Source organism: Marivivens marinus, from assembly GCF_035969385.1.
In the GTDB taxonomy this organism is placed as follows: domain Bacteria; phylum Pseudomonadota; class Alphaproteobacteria; order Rhodobacterales; family Rhodobacteraceae; genus SELP01.
This window is the reverse complement of the sequence record NZ_JAYKKJ010000008.1, coordinates 22032-45151: the sequence shown is the minus strand read 5'-3', so window position 1 is coordinate 45151 and position 23120 is coordinate 22032. Positions and strand designations below refer to the sequence as shown.

Sequence of the window (23120 nt, the reverse complement as noted above, 5' to 3'; positions counted from 1 at the left end):
GGGTGGCGCGAAACGCGCCGCCCATGGGGGCGGACGGCGCGTGGCCAACCTGCGGCTGGCCGGGGCCATGCCCGATCTGCGGCGGCGCTGGGCTAGAGGCCCAGCCCCGCGACCCGCCCTTCATAGATTGCCGCCGCGGCAAGCCGGGGCGCATTGGCGTCCCCGATGGCGGTAAAGCCAACACCCAGCGCCCGCAGCGTCGCGGGCAGGTCTGGATCGGCCCGGTTCCCAGTCGCCAGAACCAACGTATCGGCGGCAATGACCTGCTCCTCGCCTGTCAAAAGCGAGGCACAGCGCGCGCCTGTATCGCACCATTCCAGTATCGCGGTTTCAGGGATGAAGCGGACGCCCATCCTGGCCAGCGTCCGCCGCGCGGGGAAATCGGCGGCAGAGCGCACCAGTTCCTTGCCGATCATGGCGTCGGGGGTGACGATGGTCACCTGATGGCCCGCCTCGGCCAGATGCCACGCGGTGCCCATCCCCTTCCAATGCCCGCCTTCGTCAAGGATCAGGACATGCGGCCCAAGCCGCGCGGCGCGGCCCATCACATCCTCGGTTGACCAGACGTTGGGACGGTCCACGCCGGGAAGCGTTGGGATATGGGGAAGCGCCTTTTGAAATCCGGTGCCGGTGGGCTGCGACCCGGTCGCAAGGATGACATGGTCAGCGCCAAACGCGGCAATCTCGTCGGCGTCCAGATAGCTGTTGAACCGCATCGTGACCCCAAGCTGGCCCAGTTGCCGCCCATACCATGCGATCAGATCGGTGATCTGGGCGCGGCGGGGTTGCAACCCGGCCAGCCGGAACTGTCCGCCGATCTCGGGTCCGGCCTCGGCCAGTGTTACCCGGTGGCCGCGCTCTGCGGCGACCCGCGCGGCCTCCAGCCCGGCAGGTCCGCCACCAACCACCAAAACGGATTTCGGGGTATCCGTGGGGGTAAACCTGTCGCCGCCCCAGAGGTATTCATGTCCCGCAGAGGGGTTGATGAGGCAGGAGATGTAGTAATCCCGCCCGCGCCGTCCCCAGCATTGCTGATTGCAGCACAGGCACCCCCGGATGTCCCCGGCCCGGTCCGCTGTGGCCTTGGACACAAGGTGCGGGTCGGCGATCTGCCCGCGCACGATCGACACAAGATCGGCCCGACCCGCACCGATGACCGCATTGGCGTTGTCGGGGGTGCGGATGTTCGCCTCTGCCGTGACCCGCGCGGTCAGGCCCGCCTGTTTCAACCGCTCGGCCAGATCGGCGCCAAGGTTTTCAGGATATTGGAACGTTGGCAGCAGTTTGTAGAAGTCGAAGTAACTGCCCGCGCCAACGGTGACGTAATCCATCAGCCCTTCGGCATCGTGCATGGCGACGATCTCGACCATCTCGTCCCGGCTCAGGCAGACCTCGACCTCGGCGTCGTCGTTGATCGACAGGCCGATGATGAAGTCCTCGCCGCAGGCGGCGCGGATGCGGCGCATGATCTCGCGCGAGAGGCGGGTGCGGTTTTCAAGACTGCCGCCCCAGTCGTCGGTGCGCTGGTTGGAAAACGGGGTCCAGAACTGATCCAGAAGACAGTGGTAGGCAGCCCAGACCTCGACCCCGTCGAACCCCGCCTTCTGGCACCGGACGGCGGCGTCGACGAAGGATTGGATCGTCTCGTCGATCTCGGCCACGGTCATTTCGTGGCTGCCATCGTTGTCGTGATAGCTGGGCCTGCCGGATGGGGACCAGTTGGCGTGCCAGCTGTTGTCCCAGTCGCCATGGGCGCCGACGTGGTACAGCTGTTGAATCATCACCGTTCCATGGGCCTTGCAAGCCTTGGTGATGCGGGCGAAATGCGGAATCACCTCGTCCGAGGAATGCCGGAAATTGCCGCGGGTCAGAACGGCGGCGGCGTGGACCGGCACCGGTTCCACCACGATCATCGCGGCCCCCCCAATGGCCCGTTCAAGGTAATACCCAAGATGCTGATCGCCGGGCAAACCATCCCGCGCCATGTTCGTCGTATGCGCCCCGAAGACGATGCGGTTCTTCAAGGTCTTGTGCCGCAGGGTCAGCGGTTGGAAGACATGCTTGAACGTCATCTTGCGCCCCAAGTGTCAGACAAGCGGTAACCATTGGGCCAGGGGTCGTCCGGGTCCAGCATGTGCTGGTGCACCCCGGTAATCCATCCCCGGCCCGATATTTCCGGAATGATCGCGGGCAGGCCGCCAAGGTCGCAGGTGGCCGCGATCCGCCCGGTGAACCGGCTGTCGATGATCGAGGCGCAGTCAAGCGTATCGCCCACACCCATTTGCCCCCGCGCCGACAGGATCGCCATGCGGGCCGAAACCCCGGTGCCGGTGGGCGAGCGGTCGATCTTGCCGGGGCGGATGGCGACGGCGTGCCGGGTTTGCCCGGAAACCACAGGCGTAGTGAAGGCGCAGAAGCTGATATGGGTCCAATCGGGGTTTGTTGGGTGGCTGAAGCCGAGTTGTTCTGTTGCGGCGGCGGTGATCCTTACCCCCAGACGGGCAAGATCCGCCGCCTCGTCCGGGGCGATGGAAAACCCCAGCGCGGGCGCATCGACAAAGACAAAGCTGTCGCCGCCAAATCCGGTGTCGACGGTCAGGGTGCCCAGCCCCTCGACTTCTAGCCTGGCATCGAGGTGTTGGGCGAATGAGGGCAGGTTTTGCACCGTGATCCGTTCCGCCTTGCCATTGCGGCAGTCGGCACGGACCTTCACCAAACCGCCCGGTGCCTCCAGCAGCATCTCGGTCACCGGTTCGACCATCGGGATGATCCCGCTGTCCAGCAGAACGGTCGAAACGCAGATGGAGTTGGAGCCGGACATGGGCGGCGTGTCTTCCGGTTCCATGATGATAAAGGCCGCCTGCGCGTCGGGGTGCTTGGGCGGAACCAACAGGTTCACATGCCGGAACACCCCGCCACGCGGTTCGTTCAGGACGAAGTTGCGCAGGGTTTCGTCCCGCGCGATCCAGCGGCTTTGATCCCACAGCGTGTCACCGGGCGGCGGCGTGACCCCGCCGACGATCACATCGCCCACTTCGCCCTCGGCATGGGCGGAAATGACATGGATCGTGCGGGTGCTGCGCATGTCAGAGATCCTTCATCAGCCGCAGCGCATCATAGATCGCCGCGTGGGTATTGCGGGAACTGACCGCATCGCCGATCCGGAACAGTTGAAAGCTGCCATCCGGGTTGCGGGTGATGTCCTGCCGATGCCCGGCGATCAGCGCATCCGGGTCAACCGCCCCATCATTGCGCGACAGCGGGCGCAGGTCAAAGTAAAGGTCGGCCAGCGGCATCGTCCCATAGTTCACCACGATCTGATCATGGGTCTGTTCGCGGGTCAGGTCGCTGTAGTCGGTGCCGATTACCGCCTTCAACTGGTTGCCGTCGCGCACAACGTCCGACAGGCGGCGGGTGACGGTAAAGGTCACGTCCTTGTCCTGAAGCGCGCGCATATAGGGGACAAGGTTCATCGCCATCACATCGGGGGCGAAGGTGCGGTCGGGGGTCATCACCTCGACCTTTGCGCCGGCGTTGGCGGCGATCTCTGCCGCCATCAGGCCGGGATGGTCGCCGCTTTCGTCATAGACCAGCACCGACTGCCCCGGTTTCACATCGCCGGAAATCAGGTCCCATGCGCTGACCACCAGATCGTTGTCACCCCCGCCTTCGAACAGGTCCGTGTTGGGAAGCCCGCCGGTGGCGACGATCACCACATCGGGGGACAGGGCGGTGACATCCGCGACCTCGGCCCAGGTGTTGAACCGGAATTCCACGTCGCGGGCGGCGCATTGGGCCATGCGCCAGTCGATGATGCCGATCATCTCGCGCCGTCTTGGGTTCTGCGCGGTCAGCCGGACTTGTCCACCGGGGTCCGGCTGCGCCTCGAACACGGTCACATCATGGCCGCGTTCAGCGGCAACGCGCGCGGCCTCCAGCCCGGCGGGGCCTGCGCCAACGATCACCACTTTCTTGGCGGTGTCCGCCGGGGCGATCTCGTGCGGCATGGTCAGTTCGCGGCCCGTGGCCGGGTTGTGGATGCACAGCGCCTCGCCCGCGCCATAGATCCGGTCAAGGCAGTAGGTGGCCCCGACACAGGGGCGGATGTCGTCCTCGCGCCCTTCGATGATCTTCTTGACGATCTGCGGGTCGGCCATATGCGCCCGCGTCATGCCCACCATGTCCAACTGGCCAGAGGAAACAGCAAAGCGCGCGGTGGCCACATCGGGAATACGCGAGGCGTGGAAGACGGGCATTCCCGTTGCCGCCCGCACCGCCCCTGCCAGCCCAAGATGCGGCGCGCTGGCCATCCCCTGCACCGGGATCATGTCTGACATCGCCGGGTCGGTGTGGATGCGCCCGCCGTTGATGTTGAACACATCGACCAGCCCCGCCGCCTGAATATGTTTGGCCAGCGCCAGCCCCTCTTCGGGCGTGATCCCGCCGGGGGTCTTTTCATCCGCCCCCATCCGCAGGCTGAGGATGAAATCATCCCCCACCCGCCCACGGACAGCGGCCAGAACGTCCAGTGTCAGCTGCGCCCGGGTTTCAAGTGTCGCGCCGCCGTAGGAACCGTCCAGATCATTCGACAGGGGCGACATGAACTGGTCCAGAAGATGACCATGGGCGATGATTTCGACCCCGTCCATGCCGCCGGCCTTCATCCGTTCGGCCGCGTCCGCGAAATCCGAGATGATCCGCTCGATGTCCCAATCTTCGGCCAGTTTCGCGAAGGACCGATGCGCGGGTTCGCGGTGGCGGGAGGACGAGACGGAGGGCAGCCAGTCGCCCTTGGACCATCCCGTGCGGCGGCCAAGGTGGGTGAGCTGGATCATCGCCGCCGCGCCATGTTCGTGGATCGCATCCGTCAGGTTGCGAATCCACGGCACGACCTCGTCCTTGTAGGCAAGGATGTTGTTGAACACCGGCGGACTGTTCAGCGACACCGCCGCCGACCCGGCGGTCATGCACATGGCAACCCCGGCCTTGGCCCGCGCCGCGTGATAGGCGGCATAACGTTGCTTCGGCATTCCGTCTTCGGGATAGGCCGGTTCATGGCTGGTGGTCATGATCCGGTTGCGCAGGGTCAGATGCTTGATCTGGTAGGGCTGCAAGAGAGGGTCGTTTGACATGGAAGCTCCGCCATCAGGTTGACGCGAGGATTCCGAAAATGTTCACTTATGTCAAGTTTGTGTTCATGGGTGACGATTTTATTGCCCTCCCTTCTTTGCGCCGGTAGGGTCGGCCCATGGCGGACACCGATCAAATCGACACAGAAGACAAATCCAGCGGCTGGCGCGGTTCGCGCGAGGGCTGGCTGACTGCCGCGCGCGAGGCCTTTGTCTCGTCGGGTCTGGACGCCGTGAAGATCCAGCCGCTGGCCAGCCGGCTGAACCTGTCGCGCACCAGTTTCTACTGGTTCTTCAAGGATCGGGCGGCGCTCCTTGATGCGCTACTGGACGACTGGGAAGCGACCAACACGCGCAGCCTGACCGATGCGGCGGGCGCCTATGCTGAAACCGTGACAGAAGCGGCGCTGAACCTTGTCGCGGTCTTCATGGAAGGTGGCCCGTTCGAGGCAGGGTTGGATTTGGCCGTGCGCGGCTGGGCGCATCAGTCCGAGGATGTGGCGGCGCGGGTCAACGCGGCGGACGCAGAGCGGCTGGCCGCGATCCGGGCCATGTTCGAACGGTTCGGATATGCCCCGGTCGAGGCGGACGTGCGGGCGCGCACAGTCTATCTCGTCCAGATCGGCTATATCTCGATGCAGGTGGTCGAGGACATGGCCACCCGCATGGCCCGCATCCCGGGCTACATCCATACCTTCACCGGCCAGAGCCCGACCGAGGCGGAGCTGCGCCGGTTCCATGCCCAATGTGGGTTCGATGAAGGCCGCTGAACCTACCGTCCCAGAATCTGGGTGACAGCTTGGCGATTGCCCGCTTAGACTGGGGCATCGGCCGCCATCGCCGCAATTTCGGCTATTCAGGTGGTGTACCGACCGGGCCAGTCAGGGCCGGGCCCGATCTCAGCACCGCCCCGACAGATCGAGAAGGGACCGACATGATCACAACAGATACCGCCGCCACCGTCGAGATTGGCGTGATCCTTGGGTTCAAGAAGGATCAACCGCTTGTCGTCTTTGCGTCCAATCCTAAGGAGGCCGCGGTGCCCGCCCGGTCGCTGCACCAACTGTCGCAGGACAATATCGGGGCCGAGGTTGCGCTGATGTTCGAAGGCGGGCGGCTGGACCGGCCGCTGATCATCGGACTGGTGCAGAAACCGATCCGGACCGAAGCCACGCCGGTCACGATCCAGCGGGACGAAGACTTGCCCATTCAGATCACCAGCCGCAAGAGCATCGAACTGCGCTGTGGAAAATCCAGCATCGTGATGAAGGCAGATGGAACTGTCACGATCCGGGGGACGCAAATCCTGACACGGGCGGAACGGAACAACCGCATTCAGGGGGCCAGTGTTCAGCTGAACTAGGGGCGCAGCTCCGAGAAATCGATGAACGGATTGTCCCGGTCGCCCTGCATCAGCCAGTTGTAAAGCGATGACCGGGCAGTGGCTGGATCATAGTCGGTTTCCGGCACAAATACATCCCGACCGACGACGGGCTCGAACCTGACCGGAACGTCGAACAGCCCGAGCTTCGGCATCTCGCTGCGGGGATGAACACGGGCAAGGCGATCCGCCGCCCAGTTGAACCAGGCGTCAAACGTCTCGGCATCATCTTCAAGGACGTAGCGGGCAAGGTTGGCCATCCAATGGGTCCGAATGCGCACCTCTGGGTCTGCATCCCGGCAATAGAGCGCGTCCATCGCGATCACGGCCATGATCGACATCGGGGCGCGAACCGGCCCGCGCCAATCATTATCGTTGGGTTCGTAGTAGAAACATGATTCCGGTTCGAGCATGAAGGCCCAACCGGCCCGCAACGCATAGTCCGGCATCGGATCGGGATCGACCCGGTTCATCCGTGCTGCGATCCAAGCGCCGGATGCAAGCATCAAACCCACAGCGGCGGCGTCTGAAACCTGTTCCAGAAACCCTTCGGGCGGGTCCCACATGTAATAGTCACGGCACTTCCAGTCTTCCCAGGCGAACCGGGGCAGCGCCGTGCCGGACACAAGACCTTCTATGTAGGCGGCAAGTGCCATCAGGTCGCCCCGTATGGTTGGCCGTCGAATCCGAGCGCTGCCATCTGCTCGGCGGTGCGAAGATATCGGTTGGCTCGAGGGTCAAGCTTGCGCAATTCCTCCAGTGCCCGATCCGACAGCCCATCCGCTTCAATCGCGATCGTTGGATCAAGTGCGAGCATTGGTACGGGCGCGCCGCGCCTTGGGGCGCAATAGTCGCGATAGGCTTGTTTGTTCTCAAAGTCCGCGAAGTCAGGAACCTCAAGGTCTGGCGCAGCGCAAAGTGCGTCCAAGCGATCAGAAGTTTGCACAAGCCAGTCTTCAAAAATGTCGCGCAAGTCCGGTGGAAGGATGAATGAAACCACACTGGACATGTGGAACAGCTCCATTGTCGGCTGATAGAAGCTGTGCCATGGCTTTTCGCCGCGGATGCTCTTGCGTACGAAACTGCGCAAGACCATTGGAGCCGAAACCTCAACAGGCTGGTCAGCCGGTTTTCCTTTTGGTTCAACTTCGGTGTCCAGATAGCGCCAGTCGAATTGCCAAGCAAAACTGGCCTCTGCCAATTCGTACAGAAAGCCAGTGTCTGTGAAGGGGCGCAACCGCGCGGCGCCCCAAGTAACGACGCCGGCGATCATCGCCACGGTTGCACAAGTCGTCTTTCCGGACAGACGATCTACCAGTGGCGTCACGGTCTGAACCGGACCGATATGATCAAGCGCACCCTGCCAGTTCGCCGGAAGAGGCGCTGCAGACATGTCGATTGAATCAAGGGCCTTTATCGATATCATTCGTCACACTCTTCTGATTGATCTATGGGTTCGTTTTCTTCATCGCATACCACGATGTCAAAGCACGCGAGAGCAGCACAAATCAGGGCCTGACATTCCGGACACGGTGATTTCGATGACATGCCTTTGTTTGGCCCCCCTGGCCAATCGATGCCAAAGACAACCTTGCCAAAGCCGTTGGTTGTATCCGCTGGTGGATTGGCCGCAATCGTTTCCAGAATACGTGCTTCGGTATGGCTAGAATGCGGCATGAAGAATCCGCGCTTGTAGACATGGCCTCCACAAACCGCCGAGTTCATTTTTTGTTTCTCGCCGGCAACCCGAAGCTCTTCTTTCTCGTCCGACGACAGCCCCACAACAAAGCTGGGGTCATACTGTGACATGACTTGACGAGAGGATGCCCGGATGACCCTCGTGTCGCCCTGACCCGGGGGAGGGGTGTAGAGAGCGTGAGTAATCGTCGTATTCCCCTTTGCCGTGTCCTGAACATACTTTGGATGGTCCGAGCCGCGCATGTTGTCACGGGTGGCCTTGTTCGCGGCTGCGAGTTCGGCGCAGGGGTTGTCAAAGTCGTCAATGAGGCTGACGTCGAACGCCGCTGCGTTGATGGTGACAGCCGTCGCCGGGTTGTTGTGGTTCGTCGTCGTCATGTCCGAGAACCGATTTACCCCGGCACCCTGCGCCTTGACGTCGAAGGAATAGGCCTTGTGTTTGGTTGCCCCGCTCAGCGTATGTGTGACCACGTCCATCCCGAAAGACCGGGTTGCGGCCTCGTTTCCGTTGGACTTCTTGTAGGTCGAGGAGTTCTTCTTGCCGACTTCCTTTTTCTTGATCTTGACGGTGGTCGTCCCCTGCGATGTCTTCTTGGCGTTGGTGAACATCGGGTAGGGGATTGGCACCGGCCCGGCGGGCGGCGACGGCGGGCTTAGACAGACGCTGGGAAAGCCCGCGATGATCTGGTTGGCCTGGGCCTTGCCCGACACTTCCCGTCCGTTTGCAAATACGCTCATCCTGAAAATTCTCCAACTATGGCGACCCGCGTCCCGTCGTCCTCTCCGCCGTGGAACAGAACGTGGCGCATGGGCAGAATTCCCATGCGGCCCGCCTCGAACGCCCAGCCCATCGCGGCGGGCAGCATCGCGGCGCCAACTTCGCCGATCGCCTCGGCTGTGTTCCAGTCTTCCAGAAGCTGGCGCGGGCGTCTAGACACTCCCTCCGGCGGGAGCCGATCGTTGCGCATCACCGCCACCGTCGCTTCTTTGAACTTGCCGTGCTCGCCGTTCAGGTCGCCCAGCAGGACCCCGATGTCGAACATCTGGGTTCCGGCGGTGGCAAGGGCCGACCGCATCGCGTTGGTCAGCCCGGAACAGCGTGGGGTTTCATCGTCGGGATTGCCGATGGGTTCACGCCCTTCGCCGACCCCGGTCAGCCGCAATTCCGGCAGGCCCGTGGCCCCCGGCGCAGAGAGGATCACCGCGGCCCCGGCCTCGCCCGGGATGAAGCCCGAGGAATTGCCACCGCACAGCAGCCGGTTTTCGCGGATGTAGTGGTTCACGATCGCCTGTTGCAGCAGACTTTCGACGCCCAAAAGGATCACATAGCGCGACCGGCCCAATAGCGCGCTGGCGTTGGTCAGAAGCGCCGGGATCGCGGCCTTGCCACCGGGCAGGATGCCGCTTCCCTCTGGCAGGTCGAACCCAAGCTGCGCGGTCAGTCGGGCCAGCAACCCCTGTTCAAGACCGGGCGTGCGGCCGGGCCGCGTCTCGGGCGCGACGCTGATCAGGATCGGCACCTCTTCGGGCTTCGTTCCGTCGATGGCATCGATCTGTGCATGGCATTGGCTAATGACCTCGGTGGCAATCTCGGCCAGAAAACTTTCGCCTTCCCACCATTGATGCGAGCTGAGCTGAAAGGCGTTCAGGGTCGCGCCCTTGGTCGGGTCCCACAGCGGGGTTTCGATGGCGGCGGACAGCCCGGCCCGCATCGAGGCGACAGATGACGGCCCGTCATGTCCTGCCGCGGTCCACATGCCATAGCCGATCACCGCAAGCATGGCATGCCCCCCGGAGTTATGATCGCGCGACCGGTCATTGCGCCTCGACCACGACTTGCGACAGGTCGAAGATGTCCCGATCCGGTTTCAGATGGGTGCGCCACGTGATCGTCAGTTGGTGGTCGGATGGGTAGAAGACCACCGTGTCGGGTTGTGCGATCCGTTGGGTCATGCGCCCGGTCTTGCGTTCGAACCGCATGGTGACCTTCGGCGCCGGAAGCACCCCGTGGATCGGCCCACGCGGTGACAGGCCCACCAGCGAAAAGGCCTCTCCATGTGTTGGGTAGCGGATCTGCTGGTCCGGCGGGGTTGACTGGAAATAGCGCGGGTCAAGGTCGGTCGGCGGAAACGGCATCCGCGTGTCCTGCCAGACCTTGTCATAGGTTCCGGCGAAGGTGCGCCGGGGCAGCCAAGCCCGACCGATGGGGCCAAACGCCATGGGCACATATGTGCCGACCGGTTCCAGAACGGGCTTGCCGACCTCTTCGGTGTTGGGCAGCGGTTTGCCTTCAGTCCTTGAGGAATATGGGTAATACCCGACCCCGGCCGGGTTGGTGTCGACTGTGTCCCAGATGTCTTCCTTGCGGGGGTGCTGTTCGCCGCCGCCCCAAGCCTGCTGATAGCTGATCTCTTGCACCGAAAAGGGTTTGGGCTCGGACGGTTCCACCCCCAGCATCCGGCCCTGCCATGCGCGGGGGCCAAGGACATGGAAGGATTTCTTCATCTTGCCCAGTTGCGCAGCGACCAACAGCCGTTTCACCTCTTCCCCGCCGGGGGTGCAGGCGGGCCCCGAGACCATCACATCGCAAAAGGGCTTGGTCGGCGCGAAATCCGTCTCAGACAGGATCGCGCTTCCCAACCCGTCGGCGATTTCGTCGGCAAGGTGCAGCGGGCGCTGGGCCGGGGAGAGGGTGCAGGCGTCGCCCGGAGCCTCAGGCAGGGTATAGGTGCCCTTGGTGACAACCACGACCATCTCGCGCCCGGCCGAGTCGAACGCCAACGTGAACTGGCAGGGGAAGGAGGTCAGGTTTTCAATATGCATCGACATGGCTCATCCCATCTGCCAGTCGCGTTGAAATTGCCGGTCCTGCAGGAAGACCCGCGACCGCCAGTTTGGCAGGCGCCGGTTGGGCGCTTGCATGGCAATCGCCTGCGCCACGGCGCGGAACCGGCCCTGAAACTCCAGCTGGGTCGTGTCGATGTCCTGATAGCTCCACCGCGCGAGGCCAAACAGCATCGAGTGGTCACTGCTGAGCCGAGACCCGTTTTCCGACATCCAAGCCTTGACCCGCTCCGGGTCTGGCCAGGGCAGGGCCTCTTCGATGGCATCTTCTTCGGGCGCGTCCTCCAACAGCGGGTTGTCGGGGCTGTCAGGGAATTCATCCAGTTCCAGATCATCCTCGGCCACATTGGCGCCGGTGATCATTGAAAACGCCCATCCGGCCATGCGGGAAAATTCCGGCGCGGCCATGTCCGAGATGATGAAATCGAGGGTCCGGGCGGCCCCGATCACCCCGAGCGCCAGAAGCCCCCAGCGCCGTGTGTCAATGTCGGACAGAAGCGTGCGGACGTGATCGCGGGCGTTCTCTTCGTTGAGGGTCAGAAAGGCGACCTCGGTCGCAAGGCGGCTGTCCCGTGCGCTGCTGGAGGGGCCGATCTTTGACAAAAGCGGAACGATCGTTGCGCCCGAGGCAATCCGGCATCCAGCCACCGCCGCCGCAAAAGACACGTCGGGGGCGCTGTCTCCCGCCGCCTCCTCGGCCCTTGGTCCGTGTTCGGCCAGTCCCATCACCCCTGCGTATTCGAACGCGCGGGCGCGGATGCCATTGTCTGCATGGTCAAACAGCGGGATCAGCAGATCGCGCAGGTTCAGCCGATGCTGGATCGCTGCTTCCAGCGCGGATTGCACAAGGAAAGGATTGTCCGAATGTATCCACTGACCAAGATAATCCCGCCGAACCGGCTTTCCACAAAAGGCAAAAGCATGGCCGATGGCGGCAACGGCATCCTGCGGGTCGGCGGCCATGTCGCCGATCAGTTCCGGGAAACCCTTATTTCCCTGCAACATTGCCACATGGGCGAACATCGAAACTTCGCCCCGCGTCGGGCTTTCCTCAAAGATGCTCCGGGCCATGTCCAGCGCCTGTGCGCCGCAGTACATCCCGAAATCAAGATGTGCAGATAGACGCTGCTCGGTCTCGTAAAGGTCGGGCAGGCGGACGTTGGGCATTTCCGTCAGATGACGGTGCTGCATGAACAGCATAGCCGCGTCCTCCAGATGAACACGGAGGAAGTCGTCCCGCACAGTCGGTCTATTTACCTTTTTGAGCATAATGACTTCGCAAAATGGGATGCGAGGATGCTAGCCCGGCGGTCATTGAATCAGCAAGGAAATTTCTGGGCGAGGTCGCGGTGCCTAAAGCGTTTCGACTTGACCTCGGATCGGCCATTCGCGGCCTTTCGCGTGAGAGGCTCTAACGCGAAGGCCGATACCGGGCGCCTCAATACAAAGACGAAACGCTCTAGTCGGCCGAGTTCCAGATCCGCCGCCGCCGTTCCCGCACGGCCGCATCCCCGTCCTTGGTTCCATCGTGGAAAGTGTTGAACCACTTGTCCCAAGGTGTTTCCCATGTGCCGTAGTTGCAGTCGAAGAACCGGTGATGAAGCTGGTGAAAGAAATCCCCGACCTCGATACCGCCCTTGCCAATCTTCAGTTTCTCAAACCCGGCGTGCGAGGTGGGTGCGCCGATCCCGTGATGGAACAACAGGAACAGCACATGCACCGGATGTGCGGGGATCAACAGGAACAACAGCGTATCGGTCATCAGGATGAAGCTTTCGACCGGGTGCATCGCAAGCCCTGACCACGGCCCCGTGTTGACGTTCTTGTGGTGCCACGAATGGACGTGGCGATAGAAAGGCCCGACATGCAACAGCCGGTGGTGGGTGTAGAAATAGAACCCCGCCCAGATCGGGATCAGCACGATCAGGGTGACGAACCAGACCGGGTTCGTGTCGAAAGTGATCATCGTGGCCCAGCCGTTGGCGTAGGCATACCAGATCAGGCATTCGAAGAAGGTCCAGAACTGAAGCGCGACAAAGGACCAGAACATGTTGTCCCAGACCTGATTGCGGAACCAGAAGGCCCGTGCACCTTTCATCATCGGGCGCATGTCGTAGCGGTAGTCGTCCTTCTGCACCGCGAACCGCCACAAAAGCAGGTGCAGCCCGCCTGCGACGCCAGTCAGCAGGACAAAGTTGCGCACCCAGACCTCGGCAATCCAGTCGAACCGGATGGTTTCGGCGCGTGACAGATCGGGGGTGAACCATGTCCAGACGACAAAGGCTGCAACAAGGAACAGGAAACGAAGTCCCACCGGGTTCCAGCTGCGCAGGAGGTAGACCGCTGCCGCGAGCGGGCGCATTGGCCAATCCCAATAGGGCGCAAGCTTGATCGGCAGGTCGGGCGTATAGTTCCAAACCCGCCGCTCCGGGCGGGCAGGCGGCGGGGTCTGGTCGGTCATTGTCGTGCCTCAGGCTTGTGCGGCGCGCTGGGCCGCGACCTCAGGGTCGGCCAACGGCAGGCGCGTGCCGGGGGTCATCACGTCGGGATCATAGGGTTTGCGGGCAAAGACCTCTTCGACCATCGGCGCAAAGAACGACAGCGGCAGATCGTCATAATCGGGGTCAAAGCTGGCCTGATCCCAGCGTTCGCAGAATTCGGCGCAATCATCGAAATATGGATGGCCGCGGTGCCGTTCCCGCTTGTGCTGGTCAAACCCGTCAAGGTGGTGTCCGTAATAGAGCATCTGGAAGTCCCCGTGGGTCTGTACGCACCACGCGCATTGGTCGCGGACGAAGGGGCGCAGGATGGTCGCGGCGTATTCGTCGTGGTTATAGGGGGCGTAGATGTCCCCAATGTCATGCAGCAGCGCCGAGACGATCCAGTCAATATCGGCCCCATCGCGGTAGGCGCGGGTGGCGGATTGGATCGAATGCCCAAGGCGCGTGATCTGGTAGCCCGACAGGCTTTCATCCAGTTCGACCAGAGCTTTCATCAGCCGCTTGGCGGTGTCCTTGGTGTGGTCGATCTCATGGGCGGTCAGGAATTCATAGTCTTCCTTTGTGCCGTCCTTCATCTGGGTGAAGCTGACCTTGTCCATTGTGGAATCTCCTTTGTCTGGCGCTACCATGACCCGTGCACCCATTTACGCCGAGGGGGAAAAGTGGAATAGTTCGATACCTTTTTGTTATGAAGGATCGTTGAAATGCGCCGCAGGCTGCCGCCCATGAATGCCCTTCTTGCCTTCGAGGCAGCCGCCCGTCTGGGCAATTTCACCCGCGCGGCGGAAGAGCTGGGCGTGGCCCAGCCAGCTGTCACCCGCCATGTTGCGAAACTTGAGGATTGGATCGGCGCGCCGTTGTTCCTGCGGCGGGGCAACGCCATCAGCCTGACGCCCGAAGGGCAGACGCTTTCGGAACTTGCGACCTCGGTTCTGGACCGGGTCGAACTGGGCGTGCGGGATGTGCGCCGGGCCGGGAGCCGGGATTTCGTTGTGGGGGCGTCCTTTGGTGTGGCGCATCTGTGGCTGATGCCGCGCATTGGCGCCATGCGGCAGGTCGCCGATGCGCCGGTAAACTTCTTGACCTCGGACGATTATCGCAGCTTCGACGAGGGGGGCGTCGATTTCTCCATACGTTTCGGGAATGGGGATTTCCGGGGGATGGAGGCGGATCTGTTGTTCCCGGAACGGTGCCGGATCGTCGCCGCGCCCGGGTTCGCCAAGGCCCATCCCGGCTTTGACCCTGCCGCTCCGTTCGAAACGCTGCCGCAGCGGTTCCTTCTGGACCATGGCGACCCGAGCGGATCGGGTTGGATGACCTGGGAACGGTGGTACAGGGCGCTGGGCCGAAGCCTGCCGCGATCCGCCAATCTTCCGGTCGTGCGCAGCTACCCCACCATGCTGGATATGATCACCGCGGGCGATGGCGTGGGCATCGGATACCTCGGGCTGGAAGATGCACTTGTCGACAGCGGGGCCATCGTACGGATCGGGCCGGAACTGGGGCGTGAGGGATATGGTTATTACCTCGTCTACCGCCCTTCATTGCGCGAAAAAGCCTCGTTCGAAAGGCTGCGGACCTTTCTGCTACGTGATGCGCCGGTCAGCTGATCCGGCTGCGCTGCGCCATCGGCGTCACCCCAAAGGCGGTGCGATAAACCCGCGAAAAATGACCGGGGCTTTCGAAGCCGCAGGCATAGGCCACGTCGATGACCGAGGATTCGGTCTGGATCAAAAGGTGCCGCGCCCGATCCAGCCGCAACTGCATGTAATACTTCTTGGGCGAGGTGTTCAGGTGCTGGCCGAACAACCGTTCCAACTGCCGCGTGGATATCCCGATCTCTGCCGCGATGGTGGCCGGGGATATCGGGTCTTCGATGCGGTCTTTCATTCGTCTGATCGCGCTGGACAAATGGACGTTGCGCATTCCCATCCGCGATTGGATCGATACCCTCTGTTCGGCGCTCGCCTCGCGGGCAGAGCTATAGACGATCTGGTCGGCCACGGCGGTGGACAGGTCGGCCCCGTGTTCCAGCTCGATCAGGTGCAGCATCAGGTCGGCGGTAGCGGTCCCGCCCGAGGCGGTCAGGTATTTTTCGTCCGCAACAAAGACATTCCGCACAAGCGTGACCTGGGGAAAGGTCTCGGCGAAGCTGTCGTGATAGTCCCAGTGGATCGCCGCGCGCCGCCCGTCGAGAAATCCCAGATGCGCCAGAATCCACGAGGCCGAACACAGCGCGCCAATGGGCCGCCCCCGATACCGTTCCCGCCGCAGCATGGCCGTCAGCGGTTTGGTGATGTGGTTGCGCATGCCAAGGCCGGATAGGACGAACAACCGGTCGCAGGCCGGAACGCTGTCAAAGCTGCCGTGCACCAAGGTCCGCGACCCATTCGACGATTTCGCGGTCTGCCCGTCTTCGGACAGGAACGACCAACGATAAAGGTCTTTTCCGGCGATGAAATTTGCGATCCGCAGCGGCTCGACCGCGCAGGAAAAGGCGATGTGAGTGAAGTCTTCGACAAGGGCAAAGACGATGTGCTGCGGGGTTGGCATCGCTCAGGCTTTCACGCTGCGGGCAATATTGCATCCTATGGAAATTCAAATTGAATACAAGTTGTATTTTTGATAGGGCTTTGGTGCGCACGTAACGTGGATCGGGCCAAACGAGGGGTGAAACGCCATGAAAGACGCGGGAAAAGGGCCCAAGGCCGCCCTTTACGATCACCTGAAGACATCGATTCTCACGATGGAGTTGCGCCCCGGAGATGATCTGGACGAGGCGGGCCTAAGCGACGCCTTCGGCCTGTCCCGCACCCCGTTGCGCGAAGTGTTCCGCGAACTGGCGGGCGAAGGCTATGTCGAACTTCGCGCGGGTCGAGGCGCGCGGGTTTCGGAAATGTCTCATACGACGCTCCGGGATTTCTTCCTTGCCGCCCCGATGATTTATAGCGCGATCATGCGGCTGGCCGCGCTGAACGCGACGGCGGACCAGATTGACCATCTCAGGGCCGCACAAGAGGACTTCCGGGCGGCCCTGCGCGACGGCAGCCCCGCCGACCGGGCGCTGGCCAACAACCGGTTTCACGAAATCACCGGAGAGATGGCCGCGAATGTCTATCTCCTGCCCTCATTCAGGCGGTTGCTGATTGATCACGCCCGGATCGGGATGACCTTCTATCAGCCGCGCACCAACGCGATGGCCGACAACCTGTCAACGGCTAGCGATCAGCATGACCAGATCATCGCGGCGATCGAGGCGCGTGACCCGGATGCCGCCGCCCGTCTTGCCGATGACCACTGGAAGCTTTCGCGCGACCAGATCGAACTGTTCGTGATGCCGGGCGGCTTGACCGCTCCGCTTGGCACCCTTCCGAAATCCACCGCCTGAGGACCCCATGACCCCCATTTTCAAGTTCGAAGGGATCTACACCCCCGTGGTGACCCCCTACCATGACGACGGCAGCCCCAATTGGGAGGCGCTAGCCGAGGTGATCGACTTTCTGATCGACAAGGGCGTGCATGGCCTGATCTCCGGCGGGTCGACGGGCGAAAACTATGCCCAGACCGTGGCGGAACGGGTTGAAACGGCCCGCTTTACCAAGGAGAGGATCAAGGGGCGCGTGCCACTGGTGGTGGGAACCGGTGCCATGCTGACCGGCGATTCCATTGCGCTGGCGACCGCCGCCCGCGACATGGGGGCGGATGCGATCCTTTTGGCCAGCCCGCCTTATTCCGTGCCAACCGACCGGGAAAACGCCCTCAACGCGCTGGCCATCGACAAGGCCGCCGATCTGCCGGTGATGCTGTACAACTACCCGCACCGCACCGGGACCATGATGGGCGAGGAATTCCTGGACCGCGTCGGCCGCAACCGTAATTTCTGCGGCATCAAGGAAAGCTCGGGCGACATAAACCGCGTCCATCTTCTGGCCCGCGACTATCCCCATATCGCGCTGGGCTGTGGCATGGACGATCAGGCGCTGGAATTCTTCGCCTGGGGCGCGCCATTCTGGGTCTGCGGCGGGTCCAACTTCCTGCCCGAAGAACATGTGGCCCTGTATGAGGCCTGCGTGATCGAGGGCAATTTCGCCAAGGGTCGCCGGATCATGTCGGCTCTGATGCCACTGATGCGGGTGCTGGAACAGGGCGGCAAGTTCATCCAGACGATCAAATATGGTGTGACCCTGAACGGGTTCGACGCCGGCGCGATGCGCCCTCCCCTGAAGGGGCTGAACAAGGACGACAAGCGCGCGCTGGAACAGGTGGTGCGCGTGCTGAAGAAAACAATCGCTGATATCCGGGCGGAGGGCTGACCGATGGGACTGCTGACACAAGACGAATACAAGGCCATCGCCGCCGGGCTGGACCTGCCCACTGCGGCCTTCATTGACGGGGCCTTTCGCCCGGCCATTTCGGGCAGCACCTTTGAAACGGTGAACCCGGCGACGGGCGAAAAGCTGGCCGATATTGCCGCCTGCGGGGCGGAGGACGTGGATTTCGCTGTGACGAAGGCGCGCGAGGCTTTCGACGATGGCCGCTGGTCGCGCCTGCATCCGTCGGATCGCAAGGATGTCTTGATCCGTCTGGCGAAACTGATGACCCGCAACGCCCGTGAACTGGCGGTGATGGAAAGCATCGATAGCGGCAAGACCATCTATGATTGCGAAACCGTGGATGTCCCGGAGACCATCCGTTGCATCAAATGGCACGCCGAACTGATCGACAAGATCTACGATCAGGTCTCGCCCGCGTCGGACGATCACATCGCCATGGTTGTGCGGGAACCGGTGGGCGTCGTGGGCCTTGTCCTGCCGTGGAATTTCCCCCTGCTGATGCTGGCGTGGAAGATCGGGCCGGCGCTGGCCGCGGGCTGTTCGGTAGTGGTGAAACCGGCGGCGGAAACGACCCTGACTGCCCTGCGGGTCGCCGAACTGGCGATGGAGGCGGGGCTGCCGCGCGGCGTTCTGAACGTGGTGCCGGGCCATGGGGCAGAGGTGGGCGAGCCCATCGGCCGCCACATGGATATCGACGCCGTGTCCTTCACCGGGTCAACCGCAACCGGCAAGCGGTTCCTGACCTATTCGGCGGAATCGAACGCCAAGGAGGTCACGCTGGAAATGGGTGGCAAGAACCCGGCCATCGTGATGGACGATGCCGAGAACCTTGATCGCGTGGCGCAGCATATCGTCAACGGCGCCTTCTGGAACATGGGCGAAAACTGCTCTGCCTCGTCCCGGTTGATCGTGCACAAATCGGTCAAGGCCGACCTGCTGGCCCGGATCGCCCACCACGCGAAGCAATGGAACGTCGGCGACCCGCTGGACCCGGAAACCCGCATGGGCGCGCTGGTGTCGAAGGCCCATTACGACAAGGTCTGCGGCTATCTGGACAAGGCGGAAAACATCATCCTCGGCGGCAAAGCCGACAAGGGTTTTGTCGAAGCAACGGTTGTCGAAGTGCCAGGGAACGACCACGAACTGGCGCGCGAGGAAATCTTTGGGCCGGTTCTGTCGGTGATCGAGGTCTCGGGCTTTGACGAGGCGATCAACCTTGCCAATGACACCGACTATGGCCTGTGTGCGTCGATTTTCACGGCCAACGTGAAACGGGCGATCCGGGGCGCGCGCAGCCTGCGGGCCGGGACCGTCACCGTCAACAGCTTTGGCGAAGGTGACAGCACGACCCCCTTCGGCGGGTTCAAGCAGTCGGGCTTTGGCGGGCGTGACAACGGCATCCATGCCCACGACCAGTATACCCAGCTCAAGACGATCTGGATCGATCTGGCCGACGACGCAGACGAGGCCGTGGATTGACGACCTATCACGCGCGCCGCCTGCCGGTGCACCTTGGTCCGGCGGCCTGGAACGCGATCCTGCCGCCGCGCCCAGAAGGGCCGGAACTGGAACAGGACCAGACTGCGGATTTCGTGGTGATCGGCGGTGGCTTTGCCGGCATGGCCGCCGCCCGCCGCCTGACCCAGCTTGCCCCGGGCGCCCGGATCGCGGTGCTCGAGGCGGGGGCGGTGGCCGAGGGCGCATCGGGCCGCAACTCTGGCTTCATGATCGACCTGCCGCATGATCTGGCAAGCGAGGATTACGCCGGATCGGGCGACGACCGTGCGGTGATCGCCCTGAACCGGCAGGCGCAGGCCTTTGCCGCGTCCGCGGTCGAAGATTTCGGCATCGACCGGAATTTCTTTGATCCGGCGGGCAAGATCAACGGTGCGGCAAGCCCGGCGGCGGACGCGCACAACGCCAGCTACGCGCGGCATCTTGCGAGCCTTGACGAAGCCTCGGAACGGCTGGATGCCCGCCAGATGCAAGAGATCACCGGCAGCGCGCACTACCTGTCCGGCCTCTACACCCCCGGAACGGTGATGTTGCAGCCCGCAGGATATATGCGCGGCATGGCCGATGGGTTGCGCCGGGACGGGGTGCAGGTGTTCGAACGCGGCCCGGTGACCGGGTTTTCGCGGCAGGGCGACAGTTGGACCGTCACGACCCCCAAGGCCCGTCTGACTGCGGGCAAGGTGATCCTGACCGTCAACGGGCACCTGGAAAGCTTCGGGCAGGCGCGGGGGCGGTTGATGCAGCTGTTCCTGTTCGCGACGATGACCCGCGAGTTGGACGCCGACGCGCTGGCGCGGCTGGGGGGGCAGCCCCGCTGGGGCATCACCCCTTCCGATCCGATGGGCACGACCATGCGCCGGATCGACAGCGGGCAGGGGGGCAACCGGATCATCACCCGGACTTGTGCCGTGCTGCGGTCGGGCATGGCGGCCAGCCCCGCCGACCTGCACCGCGCGGCCCGCACAATGCGCCGCAAGTTCGACAGCCGCTTTCCGCAGCTTGCTGGCATGACGATGGACCACAGCTGGGCCGGGCACCTGTGTCTAACCATGAATGGCGTCGCGGTGATGGGCGAGATTGAAAACGGTGTCTATTCGGGCTGCGTGCAGAACGGGCTGGGCACGGCACGGGGCACGCTGACCGGGATTGGCGCGGCCGAACTGGCCTGCGGGGTGCAAAGCGACATCACCCGGCATTTCACCAGGGAACCCGCGCCGACACGCCTGCCGCCCCGGGCGGTTCGGGATATCGGCGCGAATACCGTCCTCCGCTGGAAGGAATGGAAGGCGCGAGCTGAGTAGCGGTCTAGTTGCCCCTGCGACGCGGGTTGAAATCGGGTTCGCAAGCCTCCCCGCGCATGCAGGCCTCGACCGCGCGGATCATTTCGGGGCTTGGGTCCGGAAAGACCCAGCCGCCGCAGGGGTCGGCCTCGACCGTATAGCCACCGTCGGGGCCAACCTTGACGAAGGCCAGTGTAGGAAGGTCGGGCGTCATATTCCCGCACCACGGGCCAAAGCAAAGCGGTTGAATGGTCACGCTGCGGTCGGATGTCGAAGCAAAGCCTGCCGCGCCAAGGCCCTGCCCGGAAAACCGGGCGACTGCGCTGGGCGGGCGATAGTTCGGGTCGTTCGTCTGTTCCATCCCCGGCAGGTCAATGGGATCGAAGCGGAATGTGCCGAACAGCACGGCATAGCTGTCTTCCGCCTCTGCCGCGCGCTGAAAGCTGGCGGCAGGGTCGGGCGGGATGCAGGACAGGGCATTGGCGCCCCCGGCAGCGCAGATCAGCGCAGCGGCAATGGTCAGTTTCATAGCTTCTCCTCGAACTCGTCCAAAACACGGGCATAGACATCCCGCTTGAATGAGACGATCGAGGCAAGCAGTTCCTTGGGATCGAGCCAGATCCAGCGGGAAAATTCCGGGTAGTCGGTTTCGATGTTCACGTCCGCGTCGGTTCCAAGGAACCGCAGAAGGAACCATTTCTGTTCCTGACCACGATACCGCCCCTTCCAGATTTTCGGGACAATGTCATGGGGCAGGTCATAGGGCAGCCACTCGGCCGTTTCCGCCTCGATCCGGACGAGGTCGGCAGGAATGCCGGTTTCTTCCCACAACTCGCGCAGGGCGGCTTCACGCGGGTTTTCGCCGGGGTCCACGCCCCCCTGCGGCATTTGCCAGGCGGCCTGATGGTTGTCGATCCGCTGACCGACGAAAACCCGGCCCTCGGCATTGACCAGCATCAGGCCGACGCAGGGGCGATAGGGCAGGCGGGCGATCTCTTCGGGCGTCATCTGGAAACCTTTGGCAGGGGGCGTGGGTCAAGACCCACCTTACAGGAGCAATGCGCCCGTAAGGTGGGTTTCAACCCACGCCACCAGTTCAGTTCTGGGGACCAAGCGCCGACAGCCCGCGCAGGATGTCGAGAGCATAAGCCAATTGGTAGTCTTCTTCGCGCAGCGCGGCTGTCGCCTCGGCGGCGGCCTGATCCTCTTCGATCTGGCGGATTTCATCCTCGGACAGGCTGTCGTTGTTTAGCGCGCCGCGCAGGTCAGCCTCGGACCGCAGCCGGGGCTGCTCCTCTTCGCCGGTTTCGTCCTGAAGGCGCGGGCGCGGCTGTTCGACGATGATGTCGGGCTGGATGCCCAGCGACTGGATCGACCGCCCCGACGGCGTGTAATAGCGCGCGGTGGTCAGGCGCATGGCCCCATCACCTGGAAGCGGCATCAGTGTTTGAACCGACCCTTTGCCAAAACTCTTGGTGCCGACGACAATGGCGCGGCGGTGGTCCTGCAACGCCCCCGCCACGATTTCAGAGGCCGAGGCAGAGCCGCCGTTGATCAGCACCACAAGCGGTAGCCCGCCGGTGATATCGCCCGGCTCGGCGTTGAACCGGTCGCCGTCCTGCGGGTTGCGGCCCCGGGTCGACACGATTTCGCCTGCTTCAAGGAAGGCGTCGGACACCATGATTGCCTGGTTCAGCAGCCCACCGGGATTGTTGCGCAGGTCCAGCACGACGCCATTGATGTTCTCGATCCCGCCGGCCTCTTCGACCTGTTCAAGGAACTGTTCTTCCATGCTGGGATAGGTCTGGTCCGAGAAAGTCACGAGGCGCAGCACCACCGATTGTCCTTCGGTCCGCGACCGGACGGCGGTCAGGCGGATGGTGTCGCGGATGATCGACACATCGAAAGGTTCGCTTTCGCCTTCGCGGACCACGGTGACGATGATCTCGGACCCGACCGGGCCGCGCATCAATTCAACCGCTTCGTCCAGTGTCAGCCCCAGCAGGCTTTCGCCATCGACCGCGGTGATGAAATCCCCGGCAAGGATGCCTGCCGCGTCCGCGGGTGTGCCATCCATGGGCGAGACGACCTTGACCCAGCCTTCTTCCTGCGTGACCTCAATCCCCAGCCCACCGAATTCACCACGCGTTTGCACCCGCATGTCGGCCGCGTCATCGGGCGACAGGTAGCTGGAATGCGGGTCAAGCGAGGTAAGCATCCCGTTGATCGCCGCCTCGATCAGGTCGGCTTCGTCCACCTCTTCCACATATTGGGCGCGAATTCGTTCGAAGATATCGCCGAACAGGTCCAGCTGTTCATAGACGCTGGCATTGCGCGACGCCTCCTGCGCGATCAGCGGACCGGCGATCTGTGTCGTGGCCAAAAGCCCAAGGACCGAACCGGTGACGGCGGCGATGGCGAATTTCTTCATGGTCTTT

At 63.0% G+C, this 23120-nt stretch carries 22 protein-coding genes; 7 read left to right on the top strand and 15 right to left on the bottom strand.

What is annotated here, in order from left to right:
* Positions 1-92 precede the first annotated feature (92 nt).
* Genes U3648_RS12815 through U3648_RS12805 form a run of 3 tightly spaced genes read right to left on the bottom strand, consistent with a single transcriptional unit; the run spans position 93 to position 5132 of the window.
* Positions 93-2072 (bottom strand): oxidoreductase, encoded by a 1980-nt coding sequence (locus tag U3648_RS12815; RefSeq protein ID WP_420859626.1) that lies wholly within the window; start codon positions 2070-2072, stop codon positions 93-95.
* Positions 2069-3085, bottom strand: a complete 1017-nt coding sequence (locus tag U3648_RS12810; protein WP_420859625.1) for a trans-3-hydroxy-L-proline dehydratase — start codon at positions 3083-3085, stop codon at positions 2069-2071. The genes U3648_RS12815 and U3648_RS12810 overlap by 4 nt, the downstream gene beginning before the upstream one ends.
* Before the next feature lies 1 nt (position 3086).
* Positions 3087-5132, bottom strand: coding sequence for an FAD-dependent oxidoreductase (locus tag U3648_RS12805; protein WP_420859624.1), 2046 nt, complete (start codon positions 5130-5132; stop codon positions 3087-3089).
* A gap of 116 nt (positions 5133-5248) precedes the next feature.
* Here U3648_RS12805 and U3648_RS12800 point away from each other — a divergent pair, with 116 nt between their 5' ends.
* A complete protein-coding gene (locus U3648_RS12800) occupies positions 5249-5899 on the top strand; it encodes a TetR/AcrR family transcriptional regulator (protein WP_420859623.1) in 651 nt (216 codons plus the stop codon).
* A gap of 164 nt (positions 5900-6063) precedes the next feature.
* Entirely contained in the window at positions 6064-6492 is a 429-nt protein-coding gene (locus U3648_RS12795) for a DUF6484 domain-containing protein (protein WP_420859622.1), read from the top strand.
* Here the strand turns inward: U3648_RS12795 and U3648_RS12790 are convergent.
* The 8 genes from U3648_RS12790 to U3648_RS12755 form a co-directional block, all read right to left on the bottom strand.
* The gene (locus tag U3648_RS12790; protein ID WP_420859621.1) at positions 6489-7166 is read right to left on the bottom strand and encodes a hypothetical protein; all 678 of its coding nucleotides are present in this window, start codon (positions 7164-7166) and stop codon (positions 6489-6491) included. The two genes, U3648_RS12795 and U3648_RS12790, sit on opposite strands and share 4 nt — an antisense overlap.
* On the bottom strand, positions 7166-7936 hold the full coding sequence (locus U3648_RS12785; RefSeq protein ID WP_420859620.1) for a hypothetical protein: 771 nt from the start codon (positions 7934-7936) through the stop codon (positions 7166-7168). The genes U3648_RS12790 and U3648_RS12785 overlap by 1 nt, the downstream gene beginning before the upstream one ends.
* Positions 7933-8946, bottom strand: a complete 1014-nt coding sequence (locus U3648_RS12780; RefSeq protein WP_420859619.1) for a PAAR-like domain-containing protein — start codon at positions 8944-8946, stop codon at positions 7933-7935. Before U3648_RS12780 ends, U3648_RS12785 begins: the two co-directional genes overlap by 4 nt.
* A complete protein-coding gene (locus tag U3648_RS12775) occupies positions 8943-9989 on the bottom strand; it encodes a 3-oxoacyl-ACP synthase (RefSeq protein WP_420859618.1) in 1047 nt (348 codons plus the stop codon). Before U3648_RS12775 ends, U3648_RS12780 begins: the two co-directional genes overlap by 4 nt.
* Positions 9990-10023: 34 nt before the next feature.
* Positions 10024-11037, bottom strand: a complete 1014-nt coding sequence (locus tag U3648_RS12770; protein ID WP_420859617.1) for a DUF2169 family type VI secretion system accessory protein — start codon at positions 11035-11037, stop codon at positions 10024-10026.
* A 3-nt stretch (positions 11038-11040) separates the two neighbouring features.
* The gene (locus U3648_RS12765) at positions 11041-12252 is read right to left on the bottom strand and encodes a HEAT repeat domain-containing protein (protein ID WP_420859616.1); all 1212 of its coding nucleotides are present in this window, start codon (positions 12250-12252) and stop codon (positions 11041-11043) included.
* Between the two features lie 259 nt (positions 12253-12511).
* Entirely contained in the window at positions 12512-13513 is a 1002-nt protein-coding gene (locus U3648_RS12760; protein ID WP_420859615.1) for a sterol desaturase family protein, read from the bottom strand.
* A 9-nt stretch (positions 13514-13522) separates the two neighbouring features.
* Complete coding sequence (locus U3648_RS12755) at positions 13523-14152, bottom strand: HD domain-containing protein (protein ID WP_420859614.1); 630 nt, start codon at positions 14150-14152, stop codon at positions 13523-13525.
* Positions 14153-14257: 105 nt separating this feature from the next.
* Between U3648_RS12755 and U3648_RS12750 the strand changes: the two genes are divergently transcribed.
* Positions 14258-15163, top strand: coding sequence for a LysR family transcriptional regulator (locus U3648_RS12750; protein WP_420859613.1), 906 nt, complete (start codon positions 14258-14260; stop codon positions 15161-15163).
* On the opposite strand, the gene U3648_RS12745 is transcribed toward U3648_RS12750, so the two are convergent.
* Positions 15156-16106: a GlxA family transcriptional regulator gene (locus U3648_RS12745; protein ID WP_420859612.1), complete on the bottom strand. Its 951-nt coding sequence runs from the start codon at positions 16104-16106 to the stop codon at positions 15156-15158. The genes U3648_RS12750 and U3648_RS12745 overlap by 8 nt on opposite strands.
* 127 nt (positions 16107-16233) lie before the next feature.
* Between U3648_RS12745 and U3648_RS12740 the strand changes: the two genes are divergently transcribed.
* The 4 genes from U3648_RS12740 to U3648_RS12725 are packed head-to-tail and all read left to right on the top strand — an operon-like array spanning position 16234 to position 20703.
* Complete coding sequence (locus tag U3648_RS12740) at positions 16234-16941, top strand: GntR family transcriptional regulator (protein WP_420859611.1); 708 nt, start codon at positions 16234-16236, stop codon at positions 16939-16941.
* A gap of 7 nt (positions 16942-16948) precedes the next feature.
* Positions 16949-17866, top strand: a complete 918-nt coding sequence (locus tag U3648_RS12735) for a dihydrodipicolinate synthase family protein (protein ID WP_420859610.1) — start codon at positions 16949-16951, stop codon at positions 17864-17866.
* 3 nt (positions 17867-17869) lie between these two features.
* Positions 17870-19366, top strand: a complete 1497-nt coding sequence (locus tag U3648_RS12730) for an aldehyde dehydrogenase (protein WP_420859609.1) — start codon at positions 17870-17872, stop codon at positions 19364-19366.
* Positions 19363-20703 carry an NAD(P)/FAD-dependent oxidoreductase gene (locus U3648_RS12725; protein WP_420859608.1) on the top strand — a complete coding sequence of 447 codons (1341 nt, stop codon included), beginning with the start codon at positions 19363-19365 and terminating at the stop codon, positions 20701-20703. Before U3648_RS12730 ends, U3648_RS12725 begins: the two co-directional genes overlap by 4 nt.
* Before the next feature lie 4 nt (positions 20704-20707).
* Here the strand turns inward: U3648_RS12725 and U3648_RS12720 are convergent, their stop codons facing one another.
* The 3 genes from U3648_RS12720 to U3648_RS12710 form a co-directional block, all read right to left on the bottom strand.
* The gene (locus tag U3648_RS12720; RefSeq protein WP_420859607.1) at positions 20708-21211 is read right to left on the bottom strand and encodes a hypothetical protein; all 504 of its coding nucleotides are present in this window, start codon (positions 21209-21211) and stop codon (positions 20708-20710) included.
* Positions 21208-21690 carry an RNA pyrophosphohydrolase gene (locus tag U3648_RS12715; RefSeq protein WP_420859606.1) on the bottom strand — a complete coding sequence of 161 codons (483 nt, stop codon included), beginning with the start codon at positions 21688-21690 and terminating at the stop codon, positions 21208-21210. The genes U3648_RS12720 and U3648_RS12715 overlap by 4 nt, the downstream gene beginning before the upstream one ends.
* A gap of 88 nt (positions 21691-21778) precedes the next feature.
* Positions 21779-23113 (bottom strand): S41 family peptidase, encoded by a 1335-nt coding sequence (locus U3648_RS12710; protein WP_420859605.1) that lies wholly within the window; start codon positions 23111-23113, stop codon positions 21779-21781.
* Between the last annotated feature and the right edge of the window lie 7 nt (positions 23114-23120).